This window comes from uncultured Psychrobacter sp. (assembly GCF_947488565.1).
Classification (GTDB): domain Bacteria; phylum Pseudomonadota; class Gammaproteobacteria; order Pseudomonadales; family Moraxellaceae; genus Psychrobacter; species Psychrobacter saeujeotis.
In genome coordinates, this window is sequence record NZ_CANKZC010000004.1 from 368438 (window position 1) to 388851 (window position 20414).

Annotated in this window: 14 protein-coding genes and 1 tRNA gene; 9 read left to right on the top strand and 6 right to left on the bottom strand. The window is 43.2% G+C overall.

Going from position 1 to position 20414, the window contains the following annotated elements; all coding sequences use genetic code 11:
* Positions 1 to 4 precede the first annotated feature (4 nt).
* From moaA to Q0890_RS10815, 6 genes are all read left to right on the top strand, one after another.
* On the top strand, positions 5 to 1129 hold the full coding sequence (gene moaA, locus Q0890_RS10790) for a GTP 3',8-cyclase MoaA (protein WP_299220630.1): 1125 nt from the start codon (positions 5 to 7) through the stop codon (positions 1127 to 1129).
* A gap of 51 nt (positions 1130 to 1180) precedes the next feature.
* On the top strand, positions 1181 to 1711 hold the full coding sequence (moaB, locus tag Q0890_RS10795) for a molybdenum cofactor biosynthesis protein B (protein ID WP_299220633.1): 531 nt from the start codon (positions 1181 to 1183) through the stop codon (positions 1709 to 1711).
* Between the two features lie 207 nt (positions 1712 to 1918).
* Entirely contained in the window at positions 1919 to 2200 is a 282-nt protein-coding gene (locus Q0890_RS10800; protein WP_299220636.1) for a MoaD/ThiS family protein, read from the top strand.
* A 382-nt stretch (positions 2201 to 2582) separates the two neighbouring features.
* Positions 2583 to 2891: a hypothetical protein gene (locus tag Q0890_RS10805; protein WP_299220639.1), complete on the top strand. Its 309-nt coding sequence runs from the start codon at positions 2583 to 2585 to the stop codon at positions 2889 to 2891.
* A gap of 9 nt (positions 2892 to 2900) precedes the next feature.
* Complete coding sequence (locus tag Q0890_RS10810) at positions 2901 to 3896, top strand: phosphatase PAP2 family protein (RefSeq protein ID WP_299220642.1); 996 nt, start codon at positions 2901 to 2903, stop codon at positions 3894 to 3896.
* Between the two features lie 182 nt (positions 3897 to 4078).
* On the top strand, positions 4079 to 4828 hold the full coding sequence (locus Q0890_RS10815; protein WP_299220645.1) for an MBL fold metallo-hydrolase: 750 nt from the start codon (positions 4079 to 4081) through the stop codon (positions 4826 to 4828).
* Between the two features lie 24 nt (positions 4829 to 4852).
* On the opposite strand, the gene Q0890_RS10820 is transcribed toward Q0890_RS10815, so the two are convergent.
* The 3 genes from Q0890_RS10820 to Q0890_RS10830 form a co-directional block, all read right to left on the bottom strand.
* Positions 4853 to 5197 (bottom strand): hypothetical protein, encoded by a 345-nt coding sequence (locus tag Q0890_RS10820; RefSeq protein WP_299220648.1) that lies wholly within the window; start codon positions 5195 to 5197, stop codon positions 4853 to 4855.
* Between the two features lie 70 nt (positions 5198 to 5267).
* Entirely contained in the window at positions 5268 to 6683 is a 1416-nt protein-coding gene (locus Q0890_RS10825) for an FAD/NAD(P)-binding oxidoreductase (RefSeq protein ID WP_299220651.1), read from the bottom strand.
* Between the two features lie 439 nt (positions 6684 to 7122).
* Entirely contained in the window at positions 7123 to 8028 is a 906-nt protein-coding gene (locus Q0890_RS10830; protein WP_299220654.1) for a LysR family transcriptional regulator, read from the bottom strand.
* 100 nt (positions 8029 to 8128) lie between these two features.
* Here Q0890_RS10830 and Q0890_RS10835 point away from each other — a divergent pair, with 100 nt between their 5' ends.
* Positions 8129 to 9109 (top strand): YhdH/YhfP family quinone oxidoreductase, encoded by a 981-nt coding sequence (locus tag Q0890_RS10835; protein ID WP_299220657.1) that lies wholly within the window; start codon positions 8129 to 8131, stop codon positions 9107 to 9109.
* A 225-nt stretch (positions 9110 to 9334) separates the two neighbouring features.
* Here the strand turns inward: Q0890_RS10835 and Q0890_RS10840 are convergent.
* The 3 genes from Q0890_RS10840 to Q0890_RS10850 all read right to left on the bottom strand — a co-directional run bounded on the left by Q0890_RS10840 (position 9335) and on the right by Q0890_RS10850 (position 10892).
* Positions 9335 to 9410, bottom strand: a tRNA-Arg gene (locus tag Q0890_RS10840).
* Between the two features lie 72 nt (positions 9411 to 9482).
* A complete protein-coding gene (locus tag Q0890_RS10845) occupies positions 9483 to 10298 on the bottom strand; it encodes a hypothetical protein (protein WP_299220659.1) in 816 nt (271 codons plus the stop codon).
* A gap of 78 nt (positions 10299 to 10376) precedes the next feature.
* Positions 10377 to 10892, bottom strand: a complete 516-nt coding sequence (locus Q0890_RS10850; protein WP_299220662.1) for a hypothetical protein — start codon at positions 10890 to 10892, stop codon at positions 10377 to 10379.
* A 511-nt stretch (positions 10893 to 11403) separates the two neighbouring features.
* Here Q0890_RS10850 and Q0890_RS10855 point away from each other — a divergent pair.
* A complete protein-coding gene (locus Q0890_RS10855; RefSeq protein ID WP_299220665.1) occupies positions 11404 to 15747 on the top strand; it encodes an exodeoxyribonuclease V subunit gamma in 4344 nt (1447 codons plus the stop codon).
* A gap of 115 nt (positions 15748 to 15862) precedes the next feature.
* Positions 15863 to 20413 (top strand): UvrD-helicase domain-containing protein, encoded by a 4551-nt coding sequence (locus Q0890_RS10860; RefSeq protein WP_299220667.1) that lies wholly within the window; start codon positions 15863 to 15865, stop codon positions 20411 to 20413.
* The last annotated feature ends 1 nt before the right edge of the window (position 20414 follow it).

Genomic DNA, 20414 nt, shown 5'->3' on the forward strand with positions numbered 1-20414 from the left:
TGATATGACCCATCTTGCCCCCACTTTAGGGAACGTGCAACGCTATTATCCCAGTAAAGACGCCGCCTTTGCTGCTGATCATAAAGCATTGTCCATACCATCAACAGCTACTGCTGTAACGTCTACAACGCTTTTTAATCGTAGCGAACCCCAACGACCGCTGACGGATAGTTTTGCTCGGGAGCTGACATATCTGCGTTTGTCTATTACTGACTTTTGCAACTTTCGCTGTGAGTATTGCTTGCCCGATGGTTACCAAGGTAGACCTCCTGAAGATGAATTGACAGTTGCTGAAATTGCAACGCTAGTGCGTGGTTTTGCGCAAGTAGGCACGACCAAAGTGAGGATTACCGGCGGCGAGCCCTCTATTCGCCGCGATGTCGTCGATATCATTAAGACCATCAAACAAACTCCCGGTATTGAGATGGTCGCGATGACGAGCAATGGCTATAAACTTGGCAAGCATTTAGCGAGTTGGCAAGCTGCTGGGCTGAACCAGATTAATATCAGTATGGATAGTTTTGAGCCTGATGTTTTTCATAAGATGACAGGGTTTAATATGCTACCGCAATTGATGGCTGATATGGATGAGCTATTGGCCACTACTGATATTAAACTAAAGATAAACAGTATTTTGATGGCCGAAACCGCCTATGAAAATCTTATTAATGCCATCGACTATATCAAACAGCGCCCAGTCACTTATCGCTTTATTGAGTTTATGCAGACCAGTGATAACAGCGAGTTATTCTTCGCTCAACACGCCCAGTCCGAGCTGATTACCAATTATCTGATTAGCCACGGTTGGCAGCCACACGCGCGCGGTCATGCAGATGGCCCCGCTATCGAATACAGTCACCCAAACTACCTAGGACGCATTGGTATGATTGCTCCCTATGCTGCACACTTTTGTGATAGCTGCAATCGTCTGCGTGTAAGCTCTCAGGGCAAGGTACATCTATGTCTCTTTGATCAAGGCAATTACGATATTCGTGAGCATCTAAAGGGTGACGATGTCGAAGGGCTCATCAACACCTTACATAGCTTTATGCCAATTAAGCCTGAGTACCATCATTTGCACGATGCCAATAGTGGCATGATGCATAACTTGTCGATGATTGGTGGTTAAAATTCTTCATCACTAATTTTATAACAACCAAATAACTATTAAGGAATATCCATGAGTAAGCCTGCCGCTGACTTTATCCCTCTTAATATCGCTATTTTGACAGTCTCCGATAGTCGCACCGTCGCTCAAGATAGCTCAGGACAATATTTGGTCGATCAGCTAACCACCGCAGGTCATCATTTGGCGGATCGTAAGGTGATTAAAGATGATATCTATCAAATCAGGGCGGTAATTAGTCGCTGGATAGCAGATTCTGATGTGCATGCAGTAATTACTACTGGTGGCACGGGTTTTTATATTAGAGACAGTATGCCGGAGGCGGTAGGGGTGTTGTTCGATAAAGCTATCGACGGCTTTGGTGAGATGTTCCGTCTAATCTCAAAAGACGATATCGGTATGTCAACAGTACAATCGCGAGCAGTGGCTGGCATGGCCAATGGTACGGGTATCTTTTGTCTGCCAGGATCGACAGGAGCCTGCCGCACCGGTTGGGAGGAGATATTACAAGAGCAATTTGATAGCCGTACGCGTCCTTGCAACTTTGTGCCGCACTTTATGCGGGTAAATCCTAGTCATGGCTAAATCTACTGAGATGACCAAAAAATACAGTGTGACTCAACCGTACCCATGACCTGATCCTGTTTTGTCATCCTTTTATAAGCATGCCTAGACTAGGTTCTTAGTGACTAGGCTCTTAGTGACTAGGTTTTTAGTCTATAAAATGTACGTGTTTTCGGTGATGACCTACCCCAACAGTAACCTGGTTTATTAAATAAGAGGATAAAAGCAATGGGCGTTATCGCTAAAAACATGGACACAGATAGTTTAATAAATATTAATGTTTTATATTTTGCCAGTCTAGCTGATAAAGCCAGATGTAATGAAGAAAAAATACAAGTGCCACCATCAATATCATTAACTGAGCTGTACGAGACGCTTTGTCAAAAGCACCGTTTTGATCTTTCGCAGTCTGATCTAAGAGTGGCAGTAAATGACTATTTTGCTAAGTGGACAGATGAGATACATGAAGGTGATAATGTGGTATTCATCACGCCAGTCGCAGGCGGTTAAAAGTGTCAGGCAATAGACACAATTAAGCAATGGCCATCAAACGTAGTGTCGTAGATGACATCTGTGTCTGACTTAATATAGCTACGCTGACTTGGCGCTTAATTAAGAGCCGTTTAACCTATAAAATTAGCATAGCTTGCCATACCGAATAAATGACCCTGATGGTAAAGCATAAAATAACCTCTGTAAGTGAATACTTATGGGGGTTTTTTGCTATGAATTTTTTCATGAGCTAGGATAAAGATTAGAAAACCTTTATCCTAGCCCATAGTATGGTAAGTACGTTTTATGAGAATGGGCTGAAAAGCACCCTCCATTTAATTCACCCAATAGTAGTACAGCATTTTTAGCACCGATAAAAATTACAACTAGGATCATAACGATGACAACAATAAAAAAACCGGCTAGCCACGATCCATTTACGCGCGTATGTATAGAGCTGATTGAGGACGAACATAGTATTTATAGCATTACGGCGAATGAGGATCACTGCGCGCGGTATGCTGAGAGGAGCATCGGTATCGTCACCGCCCTTGTACCTCATATTGGTTATGATAATGCTGGACGTATCGCAGCCCTAGCTTTGGACAATGGCTTAGGCGTGGCAGAGCTGGTCAGACGAGAAGGGCTACTAAGCGCTGAGCCGTTAGCAGCAATTTTATCTCCTAGCACCATGACCACAAACTTATAAGGGCTAGGTGTGATTACTGTTCTACAAACTCAGCCGCCGCTATTTTTACTAAGTATTCTACTATTAGTCGTTATCGTAGTTTTATGGGCATTGCAATATGTTGTCATTCGCTATGGCAAACGCGCCTTTATGCTAGCCAGGAGATATTGGTGCAAGTTTGAGCAGTATTTTGGCGTGGATAGGCGACTGACTCACTTAAAAAATAGCCAGCCAAAGCTTTATCAGTTTTTTTGGCAGCGACTACACGTTGAGCATTTTCATGGCTTGTCGCTGACTATTTTATTCTTGCTGATGGTCTATATAGCAGCAGTATTCGTGGGATTGGTTGAAGATGTGGTCACCTCCGACGCGATAGTTGCGCTCGATCTCTTGGTCTCGCAGCAGATGAGCTTATTAAATGAAGCTGGCGTCATACATTTTTTTATTTTAATTACCAGCTTAGCCTCTACGCCAATTACCATTTTAGTGGTGTTATTGACGGCTATCATATGCTGGGTTGTGCGCCAACATTATATCATCATAGGCTTACTAATAGCCGTCATCGGCAGCACGGTATTTACCTTTTTAAGTAAAATGATCTTCGAGCGCGCCCGTCCTATAGATATCTTATTGTACGAGAGCACGTACTCTTTTCCCAGTGGACACGCTACCGTCACCATTGCTCTCTATGGGTTTTTAGCGTATATCGCTATTCGCTTTAGCCAGCACTTTGCGACACAAGTGCGCATCGTTATGGCAACTATTTTATTAACCGTGCTGATAGGGCTGAGTCGAATACTACTAAATGAGCATTATTTGAGCGATGTATTAGGCGGCTATTTGGTTGGCAGCTTATGGCTGCTAGTGGCGATCAGCGTGACGGAATGGCTCACTACTAAAGATAAAATTAACTGGCAAATACCTTGGTCAAACAAGCAGGCCTATTTGGTTGGGTTTAGTATCATTAGTGTGCTAATTGGTACTTTGATATATGCAGGTATTTATCAGTTTCCATTGCTCGCTTAAATGAATTGTTAGCTTTAGCTACCGTTAATGTCCTTATGTAGACGTCAAATAAGCGCTATATGACTCTGTGTAGTTAGAATCAACATACGTTATCTGTTGTGTAGCGTTATATAAAAATACTATACTGTAATATAATATATAGATACTATATATATCGAGTCTATAACAAATAAGGAAGCGTTATGATTTTTCGGCAATTGTACGAGCCTCTCTCGAGTACTTATACCTATTTAATTGGGGATGAGGACACAGGGGAGGCAATTTTAATTGACCCGGTGATCGCTACTATGGATCGAGATTTGGCCGAATTGCACAAGCTGGGGCTAAAGCTGGCATACACTGTGGACACGCATATTCATGCTGACCATATTACCGCTGCATTAGAGATGAAGCGCGCCGTTGGCAGTCAGATTGCAGCGCCAGCTTATGATCGGTTAGAGTGTGCTGATATCGGTCTGGAGGAAGGCGTCCCCTTAACAGTAGCTGGCATCACTATAGACCCTCTACATACGCCAGGGCATACCGCTGGGCATTTTGCTTATCTATTTGATGGGCGGGTATTCACAGGAGATGCTTTATTGATTGAAGGTTGCGGCCGCACGGACTTTCAAAACGGTGATGCTGATGCCTTGTATGACTCTGTGCGCAACAAGCTGTTTGCTTTGCCTGATGAGACTTTAGTTTATCCTGCCCATGATTACAAAGAGCGCTTTGTCTCCTCAATCGCACAAGAAAAGAAGCGTAATCCACGCCTTGGCGGAGATATATCTATTGAGGCGTTTCGAGATATTATGAATAACTTGAACCTGCCGTATCCAAAATTTATTGATCACGCGGTACCCGGCAATCTGCAGTGCGGTGTCTGTCCAAAGGACTTACCTGAGAACCTAGCAGGCTACTGTCGTCAAATGACTCAAAGCCCTCAAGGTTAAAGGCGTTGCTATATTGAATGAGGATTAGGCGTGATGCTTAGCGCCTAACAATCCTGTCATAAGCGGCAGCAGCACCAAATAAGCATAAGCCAATAACGCCATTACCATCGCAATATGAAACGCCCAATCTACCCAGTAATTTAGATCTGTTAAGCTGGCCTTAAACAGTATCGGCAATACAAAAAAACCAATAACAGCGACGATAGCCGATAGTACACCAGCGACCCGATACGCCAGTTTTTTGTGCCGACCTTTGATGACCCAGTAGCTCCACGCCACAAGTAACACGAGTAATAATGTGGTCACCAAGGTGGCATTCTCTAGTATCGCCTCCCATAACATCATAACCGCTTGGTTAAGCAGTAACATAGCGTGTGCTCCTCAAGTTTTAATTGATAAAGTAAATCGACTATATTTTAAAAATTGACGTTACAAAAAGCTAAACTCGACCTTTAGCGACGGCCATATACGCAGGCTTTAGCATCATTTCCTCTAAAAACCAAGCAAAGTAGCTCTCTTGTAATGGGTCTACCAAAGGCACGCTAGGGGTTAAGTTATTATCATAATCAAACTCAACCAGCATCGCTTCACCTTCTTTTATGAGCAGTGGGCACGATGTATAGCCATTGAACTTTTGGCTTGGCGCGCGTCCTTGTATCACGTCGATAAGATTCGTCGTCACTATCGGTGCAGAGAGCTTGACGGTGGCGGCCGTCTTACCTTTTGGGGTGCCATTGATATCGCCTGCGCCAAAGACACTGTCATACTGCTTGTGTTGTAGCGTATATTTATCGACATTAAGCCAGCCTATCTCATTTGCAAGTGGGCTATTGAGTACGCTATCGACTGCAAACATAGGGGGAACCACATGAATAAAGTCGTAATCTTGCTGGCTTTGATTGCCGTTTCTGTCCGTAAAAATAGCCGTTTTACTGCTTTTATCGATCGCTGTTAAGCGCTGCTCGAAGTTGACATTTATCGGCGGATCATAAGACGCCCAGCGTGACAATATGTTGTCGTTGACAATAGGCACGCTAAAGACGGTCTTATGAGGGCTGAAAAACTCAATATCACTATCGCGGCGAGTGCCTGCTTGCATGAGTCTATCGTGCAGCATAAAGGTCATTTTTAGTGGCGCACCCGCACACTTCATATCGGTATGTGCCAAAGTCATCACCGCGCGTCCACCTGTCTGGCGAAAGTTATCCATCTGCTGCCACGTCTGTAGCGCAATCTCTGGACTGGCATAGACGCTGCCGATACCATTCGCTCCCAAATCATCAAAATTGAGCCCTTCAATTTGCTCATAACCCAGCCGGAGTCCAGTGGCAATCACCAGATAATCATAGTCTAGAGTCTTCCCACTATCGGTCACGACTTGATTATTATCAGGTAAAAACTCAAGGGCATTTTCTTGTACCCAATTGATATCTATAGGCATCAAGTCAGCATTGTCATCGGTGACCTTGTCCGTACTACCCCAAACTCCAGTAGCGAGCAGAGTGTAGCCTGGCTGGTAATAATGAACTTTGCGGCTATCCAAAATGGTTAAGGTGGCATTAGGTAACTGTCGGCTGAGCCTGTTGGCAACGGCCAATCCTGCCACACCTGCACCCACGATCACGATATTGGGCTTGTCTTGATAAGTGGGCAAAGTAGAGCATGCCGTCATCGTCATGCCACTCATGACAGCGCCTGTGGCTAAGCCTGCCCTAATAAACTGACGTCGATTAAACGATTTTAGACCCTTTTGCTCTAACAAAGTGCGCGGATCTTGGTTGGAGTGTTGCTTGGCAGTAGATGAGCCATCTTTGGGGCTTGCTAGATAAGGTGAATTACTAAAAAGTCGTTTCATAATATTATCCTCAAGTTATCCCAAAGTTGACTGATTATTACCCTTAAATGGTTGCTGTAGCTAAATAATCGTTACGCCTAAACTCTATGAGTTCAGCTTAATGAAACGATCTGCTTAATCAAAATCAATACCGTCGTTATTTGAAATAACGATATATAAAATAATATATTAATATAACTGAAATATCTATAGTTGTTTTTGATATGTGGATAAATTTTGGAATGCATTAAATTTAGCTATATTTTGCTAAAACAGGTGCGGTTTTATAGTTATCGTTAGGGAAGGCAACTGAAACATTCACGTTTGTTGGTCATGGTATGACAGTAGAGGTCATGCGCTAGAGTAATCAAAAGCTAGCGACATGCTTTTTAGGATTGGAATTATGCGGAGCTGAAAATAAGCAGTCTAAGATATGAACGATCTTATAAAGTAGTAAAAATTACAACGCTAAACGGTCTATCAACTCAGCACATTTTTCTCTTAAGGTATCTCTAAGCAATCTTACTGCAGGTGTTATCGACTGCCTGCTTGGGCAGATTAGCCAAAGCTCATTTTGCTTTGCTTGATAGTCAGTCATGATAGGAATCAGTCGGCCTGCTAATATATCGTTAGATAGATCCAAACAAGACTTTACCGCAAGCCCTTTGTCTTCAATACACCAATGCTTAACCAGATCGCCATCATTAGATGCTCGGTTGCCATTCATTTTTACTTTATACGTCTGCTTGTCTTTGGTGAATTCCCAAACATCGTGGGTCTTATCGTACAGCTGATAAAACAGGGCATTGTGCGCTGGCAGCTCATGCGGGTGTTGAGGTGTGCCATGCGTTTCTAGATACCTAGGTGACGCACAAAGTAAGCCTTGCGTATCACATATCTTAAAGCCATAAAGTCCGGCATCTTTGGGTGAGCCGTAGCGTAACGCTATATCTACAGAGTCGCGATAAAAGTCGATCTGACTATCACTTAAGTTCACTCTCAAGCTTAAATTTGGATGCTTGTCTAATAACTCATCAAGCCACGGCGTGACAACGTTACGTCCTAGATCAGAAGGTAGGGTGATTCGTAACTCCCCATCAATAACGTTAAGATCTTCTTTTATATTTTGTTTCGCTTGTTCAAGCAGTAACAGAGCTTTTTCGCATTCTGGTATATAGCGCTCTCCGGCGCTCGATAGCCGTAACTGCCGCGTCGTTCGGATAAATATCTCAGCACCGAGTGCTTTTTCCACCCGTTTCAGTGCCGCGCTAGCCGTGGCCACACGCATATCCAGATGTGCTGCCGCAGCAGTGATACTGCGGTGTTCAGAGATTTTTAGAATAACTTCAAGGTCGGATAACAACATATTTTCAATTCTTATTTGATAATGTATCAAATATTACCCTGTTTATTATGCAATAAGCCAGCGTTATGATGGTAGCCACTTAACTAATTGGTGTCACATTATGAAAGCATTTGTCGTAGAAAAGAGCGAAGATAAAACATTCTCAAGCAGCATACAAGAGGTGCTTGTACCTCAATGCGGCGAAGATGATGTGGTTATAAAGGCCACTTATTCATCCTTAAACTATAAGGATGCCTTAAGCTCTATAGGTAATCCTGGTGTGACCAGAAAATTCCCACATGTCACAGGTATCGATGTCGCAGGCGTGGTACATGAAACCACTTCTGACGCCTTTACTGTCGGCGAAAAAGTGCTAGTGACGGGTTATGATTTGGGCATGGACACCGACGGCGGTCATGCAGAGTTTGTCAAAGTTCCTGCTTCATGGGTTGCAAGAGTACCGATGGGAATAACGGACAAAGACATTATGACTTTTGGTACGGCAGGACTGACTGCAGCTTTAAGTATTAATGAGCTGATAAATAATGGTGTCAAGCCTGAAGATGGCGAGGTGTTAGTCACTGGGGCAACAGGCGGCGTCGGTTCTATAGCCGTCTCAATACTGAGTAAAATTGGCTTTAACGTCGTTGCAGTGTCAGGAAAACAGACGCAAATAGAGTACTTAAAACAAATTGGTGCCACAGAAGTTATCCTCAGACAAGCCTTTAATGAGGACGCCAAAAAGCCAATGATGGCTGAGAGGTATGCTGGAGTAGTTGATACAGTCGGGGGAGACATTCTAGCCAATGCTTTGAAATATATAAAATACGATGGTGTCGCAACGTGCTGTGGTCTGACCGCTTCGCATGAATTAAATACCAACGTATTTCCATTTATTTTACGAGGAGTACGCTTAATAGGTATCGATTCTGTCGAGTGCAAGCTGGATAAGAAGCAAGCGGCTTGGGATAAACTCGCTGATGAATGGAAGGTCGAGACACTAGCAAGTATTACTAATGAGATTGCGCTCGAAGATATTAAAGCCACTTATCAGTTGATGCTAGAGGGACAGTCAGTTGGTCGCTATGTGGTCAAAATATAGAGGGGCTGCTTCTTTATCTACATGATTATTTCTTTATCTACATAATACAGTTGTGAGTCACCCAGTAGCTCCTAAAGACTTAGTCTGTCAAAGACACAAGACAGCTTTGGGCGGCTCAAAAGAGGTGTTGATTAGCAAGTAAACTGATAACTAGGTAGGATGAATTTTTAAAGAGCTTGAGGTAATGCGAGGTTATGTCTAAATACATTGTTTTAAATAAACGATTGGTGCGCCCACCAAGACTCGAACTCGGATCGATCGCTTAGGAGGCAACTGCTCTATCCTGTTGAGCTATAGGCGCATTATGGAGTGCTATTGTAAAAAAAAGCTCGTATAAAAGCAATCAACAACGACAAATAAAAGTGATTTGACTTTATGCACCATTGCTAAGAGCGTCAGCTACTTGTACTGAGCTTTCATCTGCTGTAGGTTTGGCACGCGATGTCGGGTTAAATAAGTCATTTAAATTATTTCTGTAACCTTCGATATTTTCATAGTCATACTGTTTTAAAATGTCTTGTCCGACACTTGATAGTATGAAATTGCGAAAGCTTGTAGCAGCAGGGTTTTCGGTTAAAATCACGCCATCTACCGTTTCGGTGTTTTTTAGCGCATAGCTAAAAGAGGATAGGTTGCGCGCTTCTTTATTATCATTTGGTGTATCGGCATTTTCATGCTCATCGTTATCTATGCTGTTGTTTATAATATCAGCAGTCTTATTATGCTCAGCTTGTAACGCTTTAAGAGATGCTTGCAAAGGTGCTAAGCGGTCTTTAGTTATTTTATCATTGGCCATAATAATATCAGTATTGACAATATATCTTGAATTTTTGTTAATTGCGTTATTGTCAGGAGTAGTAGGATTATTAGAAGCTTGAAGATCTGGCAAGTCTAGTAATTCATCAGTCTCTACGTAGCGTGCTAACACTTGCAACTTAGGATAGCGTGATTCAAAGCGAACAATGACATCATCTAACGGAACTTGTAGCTTATCTTCCGCCTGTACATATAAAGTTCTAGTAGTAACTGAGTCGTCCTCATCAGCAGAGGTGTCACTCTTAGTACTTGCCATTATAGGAAGTGGGTCTATACTTCTGCGATTACTGTTCCATAGCCACGCAAAAACGCCAATAAAAATAGCCAGCAGTAATAAAACCAGTCCTGCCAATAGTAGCTTATAGTCTCTCATAGGTTACTGCTCATCTTATATTTCAATATATGGTTCAAATTATTTTAGTATTTTTTCTAATGGGGTTAAGAGTTCTATTTAGGGTCGATGATGCAATACCTCATTGGTTAGTTCCGCCAGCATATTATCAAAAGCATTCTCTTCAGTAGCTGATTTGGCAGACTCAAAGGTCTCCGTTTTTTCGATTGGGTTTACTACGTCTGTTTTTGTATTATCTAAAGACTGAATATTCGAAACAGGGGGTTTTACGCTTGATTGATGAGCGGCTAGCGGCGATTCGCCATTATTAAGTAGCTTCTTTAACCATTCAAAACCATGAACCTCCCACCACGCTTCAAAGCGAGGTAAAGTGCTTCCACGTATAGCGGTCGGTAAGTTCAAGGTGCGTAATGTTTGTGCCAGTATGGGATCGGTAACGATTTGATTGCGACTAAGATAAAGCGACTTTGTGTTACCATCATAAGTCTGCCGGCGTTGCCAAGCAGCATGATCGACTTTCATACGTGGTAGTTGCCACAGCTCACCGCGAAAATAAACGACATAAAGGCGTTTCTCAGGATGGACAAAAATAGCATCAATGGGACGCAGTGGCATAAGAGGCAGTCATCTCGTATTTGAAGTTAAAAGGGTTTAAACATCGGTCAAAGTCATGATAAATGTATAAAGTATAAAAACTGAGCGACACTGAATGTCGCAAGCTAGTACGTGACTGAGTACGACGCTAGTAAATTTCTAGTATCAATGGCACACTATGATACAGCGTGTTTATCTTTATTTATGACTTTAGATGTGAGTGGCTTTAATTAGCAATCAGTCACAATTATAAATCATCAAACGTGGTCATCTTAGCAGAAATATATAATTGGCACGACAGCCAATTTTGGTCTAATAAGTATTGTCGTTGTTGCATTATATTTTAAAAGCCATAATATCAAGAAAACATCTGTTTAGATATAATGACCTTACCCTATCTTGAATGATCTATGCAGATGTTCTATAAAATTATCTTGATCGTCCAGAATTCCTTATGCCATTTCCCATTGTATCGCTATTATCGTAGCGTACAATAGGTATTATTTATGCTATTTCAATTAGATTATTGTCTATGTTTACGATTATTCAGTCCCACCGTACCGAGCTTTTGGTTGAGAAGTTATTGGATGCTTATAAATCCAAGAACCAACCGATTTTTGAAGAGTTTGTTGTCATTGTGCCATCGATGGTACTTGGTGATTGGCTGGATAAATCTATTGCGAGCCAAGCGGGTATCAGTACGTTAGTCACGACGACGTTTTGGGGGCAATATCAGTGGACATTGATGCAAAAGGTGTTGTCTGAGCACAATACTTGGTTAGAGGATAATCAACGCACGCAAGAAATTATTACCGTGCCAGAGGTCGCAGTACTGACTGGATCGGTGATGCAGTGGCGTCTGTTTGGTTACTTTACCTATTATCAAGCACAGATTATGGCAGATGAGCATCCGCTATATCCATTACTCTCAGCGCTAATAGATGATGAAGCGGATCGTAGTCAGCAAGATGTGCGGTTATGGTCATTGGCGACTGATTTTTCGCGAGTATTTGGTCGCTATCTGAATCACCGTGAGGAGTGGTTGACCTTATGGTCTGAAGATAAAGCGCTAGACGTGGAGACGTTGGTTGCTGAAAAGGATAAGCTGACGTTGGAGTTTGATAAATACGCAGGCATGACACCTGAATGGTTGGTTGCGCATTATGTGGAGCTAGAGGCGGCGCAGCGGCATTTATGGCGGTTATTATTTGCCTCTGTATATGAGCATCGCTCTTCTATTGAGCGCCGATTTTGGGAGGTTATGACCAAAGATAGCAGTGAGACGGGCGTCGATATTAAGTCTATATTACCAACGCAGTTGCACATTTTTACGATTCAGCAACTGCCGCAAAACGAGCTAGATTTTTTACAGCGCTTGTCAAAGTATCTTGATATTACTTTGCTGCATTACAATCCATCGCAGCTTTTTTGGGCAGATATCGTCGATAAGCAGTGGCTACAGCGCCAACAGGTAATTAATCCTGAAAGTGTGTTTTTGCGAGATTACGGGCATACCTTGTTATCACGTCTTGGCAAACAATCCCGTGAGACCTTTGCGATGTTGGCAGGGCTGTCTGGTAATGAGAATAAAGATGGTTTTGTATTGGACTGGCAAGATAAGTTTGATATAGAAGATGAGGAGCAGGCTTCTTCAGTCAGTCGTAGTGATGAGCGGCCGATGAGTCTGCTTGCGCACTTGCAGCAAGATGTGTTGATGCTTGATGAAAGCTCAACTCAGCAAGTTACAGCAGGGCGGCTCAGTGCTGCGCTTGGAACACAAATGGCACTTAATTTAGAAGAGCCAGAAGATTATGCCGAGATTAACAGCCCTAACGTTAATAGTAGTGAAAATAGCCTAAGTAAAGAATCTAGTAATTCAGATCAGCAAAAAAAGCAATGGTACAGCGATGATACGCTAAAAAATAAATATCATGAACAACCGCGTCAGTGGAGTATCTCACAATATGATAATAGCCTAAGTATCCATTCTTGCCATAACCTCCAACGTCAACTTGAAGTCCTACGCGGAATGATTGGTCGTTGGCTCAATGAAGCCAATGGTGATGGTAGTACACGTCACTTATCTGATATTGTCGTGCTATTACCAGATGTGGAGCGTCATCATGATTTGATTACGTCGGTATTTGTACAAGGTAGGGGGCAAGATGGCTTGACGCTACCAGCCAAGGTCACGGGGGTGGTTGATAAATCAATTCGCCAACTGTGGGAAGCGATTAGCGGCTTTTATAGTTTGCTTGGTAGTGACACGGCACGTTTTGAAGCGGCGGTAGTCATGGATTGGTTAATGCTGCCGCCACTATATGAGAGTCTTGGCTTAACCCATGAGCAGATGAGCCGTGGCTGTGATTTATTAGAGCAGGCGGGCTTTGTACGCGGTTTTGATGAAGCGCATTTGCAGCAGACATTAGATGCCGCAGACTATGACTACCGCTTTAGCTTTGCTTACGCTTTGGATCAAATCGCCTTAGGCTTGGTGATGCCAGAGGCGAGTATCAGTGATTGTCTGTATCCGGACAATTGGCAAAACAATACCTTGGCGGAAAAAACCGTGCCTATTTCTGCTATTAGTTTAAATGATGCGCCTATCGTTGAAGCCTTGTGCCGTGTCCATGCTGGGCTCAATATGTGCCGACATGACTATCAAGCAAGCTATAAAGCCGAGGACTGGTTAGACCGTATAGAAAACCATATCATCCATCCATACTTTGGTGCGCTCGATCAAACCCGCCCTATGCGTGCTATTTTCAATGCTATGAACGGTTTTAAAAGTAGCTTAAGGGCCAACCGTCATTATCAGCGTTATCATGCTCAAATAGATGATCAATTAGATATCGAGACAACTGCTGGTAATGCTTCTACTGGCACTGACAAGCTAAATGCCGCTCAAGTGGAAGCACAGTTATCGAGAGTGAGCACCTTGCCATTAAAGCTTAGCTTCATGCTTAGCAGTATTGAGGACGAGCTAGAAAGCCAGCAAGTCAGTGCCGAGCCGACAGGGGTGATTACTTTTGGGCGTTTCGGTGCGCTGCGTAATGTACCGTTCGGACTGGTGGTGATGCTCAATATGGATTTGTCTGAATTTCCAAATCGCGACCGTGATAACCGCTATGATTTGATGAAAGCAGGACTGGCCAAGCGCGGTGATAGATTTAGCGAAGATGATGACAATGGGGCATTCTTAGACGCTGTACTATGCGCGCGCAATGCGTGCTGGATTTTTTATAATGGTCAACGTTTAACCGATACCCATGAGCATTTGCCTGCCAACCCAGTCAGTGAGCTATTGCAGTTTTTGCGCGGTGAAGTGCAATGGCAGTGGGATCCTCTAAAAGATGCTCAAAAAGAGGCGCAGGCTGATTTAACGACTCAACTGCAGCGCTATCTACCTGAGCTTATCGAAAAATGGCTTGTCACGAGACATCCAGCGCTACCCTTTGCAGATGAAGTATTCGTACAGCCCAACTCTTTATCTACCAATTCTAGCCATGAAAATGATATTGAAAAAGATAACGAGCAGGATAACAGTCGCGAGCTTATTCAGTCATTAATGCGCGCGATGCAAAGCGAAAAGCTTTATCAAAAAAGCACCAATGCGCCTGCAAAAGTCTGGCAAGCGGTGTTTGAGCGTCTGCAAGCGCAAATTGATACGGACACACCGCATCATGCCATTAAAGTCTTGCTACCTAATAAGGCTGAATACGCTGCGATTGCCGCCGCTATCACTCAACCTATTGAGCTAACCGCTGAGCACAATACGTTCCTCTTTGATGTTCAGCAGGTCGATATGCAATACTTGTACTATCATGTACGTCATCCGGCAAAGCACTTCTTAAAAGAGCAGCAAGTGCATGTTGTGTTGCCAACAGAAGATACCATACATCAGGAGCCGTTAGCGTTATCAGGCCTAGGTGCTTATGCAGTGAATGCGCAGCTATTAACCGACTTGTACGCAAGCTCCTATACTAATAGTGATAATGCAGAAGAGCTTCAGCAGGCGACGAATCGTTTAAATGGTTTGCTATATGACCGAGTCATGCCCGCTGGCGTCGCCCGTCAATCGACCTTACAGTATCAACAGCTAAAGATTACCCAACAGTGCCAAGACTTTGCCGAGCAGCTAACAGTGTTGGGTATTGATGTTTATAATGATACTGATGTGAATAATGAGCAGTGCCTAACCTTGTTGACGCCATGCGCAGAAAAAATGGTCAGTGTGCAAGCATCTGCTATGAATGCACAAGGTCAATTGCAAATCAAAGGTGTTGTACCGCTAGAGATTAATACACCAAATGAATCGATTTCACCTAAGCTCTGGCTAAATATCTTACCTAATAGCGCTCGTACCCAGCATTTATTACGCTTTTGGCTGTCCCATGTTTATTGGCAAGTATCGCGACGTACTACTGAGGCCCAAGTCGCTGACAGTGATGGCAAAAGTATCTGGCGCTTTAGTAAAGGTAGTGATGAATATAAAAATTTTAAAGGTAAAGCGACCTTTGCGCTTGCGCCGATAGATTATGACACGGCTTTAGCAGAGCTGCTCAAATGGGTTAGGTTTGCACAAATTGCCAGCAGTACACCGATGACCGTGCTGCCTGTACACGCGATGACTTATTTGGATAAGGTGAGAGATGCTGAAAAGAGTGATACAAGCTACCAGCCGAAGCGTAGTGACTTTGACAGCTGGTTATGGGCAGGCTTTAACAGCGATATCATCTATGATACCTGTGCCCAGCACGAGCTTTGGCAGTATATATTACAAAACCAAGATGCCTTTAGTGCGCTCACCGATGCTTTACCGTTTTTAGCTCAGCCATTATTTGGGATGATGGATAACGCGTTGGAACCGCTATAGAGCCTGTTTTATTGGTTTTATAACCTTCTTAACAATCTTCTCAAATATAGACCTTTTACAGTACTAATTTGTGTTTTTGTAGCATTATTTTAAAGCATTGAACAAGTGATTTTTTATGGATCAGTATGATAACGATAGCAGCATTCTTAATAGCGATCTTAATAGTATGAGTCATGAAACGGATACTTTTGTCAGTACGGCAGCCGATAGCGTTAATGATGTTGATAAGGTGGCCGAAAAGTCTGAGCAGCCGCCTGCAGTTCGAGTACCGTTAACTGGGAAGTACTTGATAGAAGCTTCAGCAGGTACAGGTAAGACATGGACGCTGACGGGCATTGTCCTACGCTTACTGATTGAAGCCAAACGTGCTCCTGAACATATCATCGCTACTACCTTTACTCGGGCAGCGGCGGCTGAGATGCGTGAGCGTATCCATGCGCGCTTGGTTGATTTTTATCAAGTACTGCAATGGCTTAATAAGCTGCAAGCTGATACCCATACTCATCCAATTTTATACCCGCAATTTAATGACATCAGTAATAAAGAAAGCAACAACAAAGCTGACTCAAAATCCACTGATAACGCCAAAAAAGATAAAAATACGAGTAAAGTAAGTCTTGAGCAGAAGCAAGCACGCTTACAATGGTTAGAGCAGCAAGCCAAGCTGGCAGGAACCGCTGATCTCGTGACAGATCCTATCAACAGCTATCTGATCGAATACCTTTTGGATCATACGGAAGATTATCCATTAGCTGATGCTATCAGGCGCTGTGCATTGGTACTGACGACGTTAGATAAACTGTTTGTTGGTACACTAGACAGCCTGTCGCAAAAATGGCTGTCTGAGTATAGCGCGGAGACGGGACATCAGCAGGGTATGCAAATCAGCGATGATGAGCAGACGGTGATAGAGAGTATTATTCATGATGCCGTACGTGCGCATCATAGTTATATGTACTATCAGCAGCCTGAGATATATCAATTACTACAGCATACCAATCGTCTGACCACGCCCGCCGATCATCTAAACGTAGCACAAAAGTCACTGCAGTTTATCTCCACACCTATTGAGCCTGTTGATTTGAGCGAGCCAATAGATTTTATCGCCTACCAGCATGCATTAGAGAATTTCAAAAATTGTGATTTAACAGATGTAAAGCCGTACTTTGATAAAGACTATCGTAAAGCGCAAGGGATGACTTGGAATGCAAGTCTTGCTACTAAAGTAGATCATATAGGTAATATACAGACTGCCATTCAACAAAATGGCACAGCGTTCTTTACGCATTTAGATGAGGAAACCCAAAAGTTTTATGATGCCCTGCCTTATGCGTTTCTCAGTAAGGACGATGGCGGTAAAGGTTTTAATAAAGGCAAAGAGCTTGCGCGCCAAACCTTTATCAATCTAGACAGCATTCAGGCGCTAAAAACGCTACATGATTACACCCACCAGATTGAGTTGTATCTTGATGGACTCATTGAGAACCTAAATCGTGATATCGCGTTAAAGGTCAGGCAAAAGCTACCTTCGATCTTAGAGGAACGGCGTGAGACGACTTTTGCTCTACAGATGGTACGGCTAAATCAAGCCTTAGCTGGCAAACAAGGGCAGCGGCTGGCACGTTACATTCGTCATCATTATCCCATTGCATTGATTGATGAGTCGCAAGACATCAATGGCGAGCAGGCGCGTATGATTGAGCGCATTTATTTGTCTAAAACGACTGATAATAAAGACCCTCGTGTTCAAGACAGAAGTCGCGGATTTCTGTTATTGGTGGGCGATCCTAAGCAGGCGATTTATGGTTTTCGTGGTGGTGATGTGGCCAACTATAACGCCATGAAAGCACGGTTCGATGATAAGCATATCATGAGCTTAAATGTGAATCGACGTTCCAATGAGCGCTTAATCACGGCACTGAATCACTGGTTTGGACGCTCAAAACCTGCTAGCAATATGGATGAGTCTATAGGTTCAGGCGTTGTCGATGAGTTAGCCCAATTAGGTAAGGGTATTTACTACCAGCATATCACGGCGGTTAAGACCGAGTCTCTCGTGTCTTGGCAGCAATCAACCGCTGAACAACATACAAGCCTATCTTCTGAAACCGCTTCCATTGCATTAAATAGCCCAGTTAGTGTCATCCATCTGCCTTATGATAAAGAAGCTAAGCACAATGCTTGTGAGCTGACTGCCTTACATATTGCCGCACTTCTCGGTAGTCAGCAGACCATAGAGGGAAGACCATTAAAACCAAGTGATATCGGTGTATTGGGCCGTACCAAAAAAGATCTAAAGCAAGTCGAAGATATGCTCGCTAAGCTTGGCGTGCCGACATTAGAGACGGCGGAGAACAACGTCTTTGACACGCCTATAGCCGCTGATCTAGCAGCGTTACTAGAAGCCATGCTACGCCCGCATCGCCGTGACATTATCAATCGAGTGTTGACCAGCCATTTCTACCAATTAAGTCTTAATGATGTGCAAGCACTGATGCAAAGTGTGGATGACGATAGCTTAGAGCAAGCTATTGGAATATCAGATACAGTTGGTGAACAAGCTGCACTTAAGCAGCGTTATCAAGACTTCCAAAATTATATAAAAATAGCGGCTAGTCAGTGGCAGCATAATGGCATCTTGTCTGCACTGCATTATTTGTTTGGTCATAACCCAATGGCCTACAAGACAGAGAGCCATACAGAGCGTCCAACAGAACGCCAGAGCATTTGGGTAGGTCTTGCAGACTTAGAAGATGGGGCACGCTATCTGATGGATTTGCGCCATCTAATGGATATCTTAGCTCAGTACGGGATGCATATTGGTGAGCATGAGATGCTGGCATGGTATAAGAAAAACATGAATAGTAAACGAACACCTGAATGGGCAAAACAGCAGCCCTTGCCGACTGAGTCAGGTGTCCAGTTGATGACCATTCATAAGTCTAAAGGGCTCGAGTTTCCAGTGGTATATGTCATTGGTATGGATGGGACTAGCAAAAAAGCCGGTGATAGCAGTAAACATAATTTATTTTTATTCGATCACAAGAGTGCTGATAGCAGTAGTGATAACGATAATAATAATGACGTCAACAACATCCATAATAATAAGACCGAGCGTCGTCTATCTGCTTGTAAAGGCAAGCCGAATAGTAAGTCGGCAAAAAGAGAGACGCTAACGGATTACTATGCTCAGTTTGAAACGACTGAGAATTACGAAGAGCTTAGACGCTTAGCCTATGTGGCTTTTACTCGCGCCAGTGAGCAGCTGTATATGGTATTAGCAGATAGCTACAATAAAACGGGTGCTGAACGTAAACCAAGCCTTAAATGGCTAAGCTGTGAAGATCACAAGTTCACACTGCCAGAGCGTTTATACGATCATATTGGCTGGCTAGAATATAGTACCGTTGCAAACAATGCTGAGACTATAGTTAAAGCTAATGAGAAAGCTGCAAAGACTGATAACAATAAAGTGCAAGATGCCTCTAATACGATGTCGCGTATTGATTACCAAGATGCCTACGCACAGATTCGAGTCAACTACTTTAAGGGTTGGGCAAAAACCAGCTTTACTGCCTTATCTCGGCAACTGAGTGAGCAAGGTAAAGCTTTAGCTGTGTTTGATGATGGTATAGAGGATGACTTAGACTTAACGGATGGTGTGGATTTATCAGATAGTATGAATTTGTCAGCCGCCTCTACATCTAGAAATTCAACTAACGCAGAAGGTGACGAGAGTAGTGAGAATAACTCTGCTTTAATGACGGCAGATAATGTTCGCTTCCGTTTTGTAAGAGGTGCTAATGCAGGTACATTCTTGCACGAAGTTTTTGAAAAGATAGATTTTAATAACCACAGTAAATGGTCGGCGATTATTGACCAAGGTATTCGCCAATATCAGCTACCAGTTAGTTACACCAGTGCTGCGAATCAACAGCGTCTGCTACAAGACATACCCTCAAGCGTAAGTGATAAAAAAGGTGCAGAGGGCAGTGTGGTATCTGTAGGGGACGACAGTCAATTAGCCGTTGCTCATGATGAGCTAGTGATATGGATTTCAGACGTACTAGCGGCGCCGCTGTTAGCTTCAGGGAAGCCATTACAAGCCATCTCGTCCAAACAACGTATTGCTGAGCTGAGCTTCAATATGGGATTGGCTGATGACTTTACCCCCGAACGTATCAACGAGGTTTTTAAGCAGCACCTACCTGACGATCCTGATAAGCACATACAGCTAACAGCGCAGCACTCTGATCATATCTATCGCTATTTGCGCGGTGAGATTGATTTAGTATATGAGCATGCAGGCAAGTTTTATGTGGTGGACTATAAAAGTAATTATTTAGGAAATAGCCTAAGTGATTATAATGACGAAAACTTAAGCGCGGCAATGAACAAGGCGGGTTATTGGCTACAAGCAGCCATCTACCAAGTCGCGTTACATCGTTTTTTACGGTTACGCTTACATGACTATGAAGGCAATGAAGAACAATATTTAGGCGCGGTAGAGTATCTCTTCTTACGCGGTATCGACTCCAAAGATAGCCAGAGCGATGCTGTTGATAATAATAAAGTTAACAACTATGGTCGCATTCAATGGCAAATACCTTTTACGCTAGTACAGGCGCTTGATGAGATGTTTGGTACTCCTAAAGCATATAGTTAAC

What these genes read in the sequence shown, in the direction of transcription:
- moaA (WP_299220630.1), top strand. Translation starts at nt 5, where the DNA reads ATGACCCATCTTGCCCCCACTTTAGGGAACGTGCAACGCTATTATCCC.
- moaB (WP_299220633.1), top strand. Translation starts at nt 1,181, where the DNA reads ATGAGTAAGCCTGCCGCTGACTTTATCCCTCTTAATATCGCTATTTTG.
- Q0890_RS10800 (WP_299220636.1), top strand. Translation starts at nt 1,919, where the DNA reads ATGGGCGTTATCGCTAAAAACATGGACACAGATAGTTTAATAAATATT.
- Q0890_RS10805 (WP_299220639.1), top strand. Translation starts at nt 2,583, where the DNA reads ATGACAACAATAAAAAAACCGGCTAGCCACGATCCATTTACGCGCGTA.
- Q0890_RS10815 (WP_299220645.1), top strand. Translation starts at nt 4,079, where the DNA reads ATGATTTTTCGGCAATTGTACGAGCCTCTCTCGAGTACTTATACCTAT.
- Q0890_RS10820 (WP_299220648.1), bottom strand. Translation starts at nt 5,197, where the DNA reads ATGTTACTGCTTAACCAAGCGGTTATGATGTTATGGGAGGCGATACTA.
- Q0890_RS10825 (WP_299220651.1), bottom strand. Translation starts at nt 6,683, where the DNA reads ATGAAACGACTTTTTAGTAATTCACCTTATCTAGCAAGCCCCAAAGAT.
- Q0890_RS10830 (WP_299220654.1), bottom strand. Translation starts at nt 8,028, where the DNA reads ATGTTGTTATCCGACCTTGAAGTTATTCTAAAAATCTCTGAACACCGC.
- Q0890_RS10835 (WP_299220657.1), top strand. Translation starts at nt 8,129, where the DNA reads ATGAAAGCATTTGTCGTAGAAAAGAGCGAAGATAAAACATTCTCAAGC.
- Q0890_RS10845 (WP_299220659.1), bottom strand. Translation starts at nt 10,298, where the DNA reads ATGAGAGACTATAAGCTACTATTGGCAGGACTGGTTTTATTACTGCTG.
- Q0890_RS10850 (WP_299220662.1), bottom strand. Translation starts at nt 10,892, where the DNA reads ATGCCACTGCGTCCCATTGATGCTATTTTTGTCCATCCTGAGAAACGC.
- Q0890_RS10855 (WP_299220665.1), top strand. Translation starts at nt 11,404, where the DNA reads ATGTTTACGATTATTCAGTCCCACCGTACCGAGCTTTTGGTTGAGAAG.
- Q0890_RS10860 (WP_299220667.1), top strand. Translation starts at nt 15,863, where the DNA reads ATGGATCAGTATGATAACGATAGCAGCATTCTTAATAGCGATCTTAAT.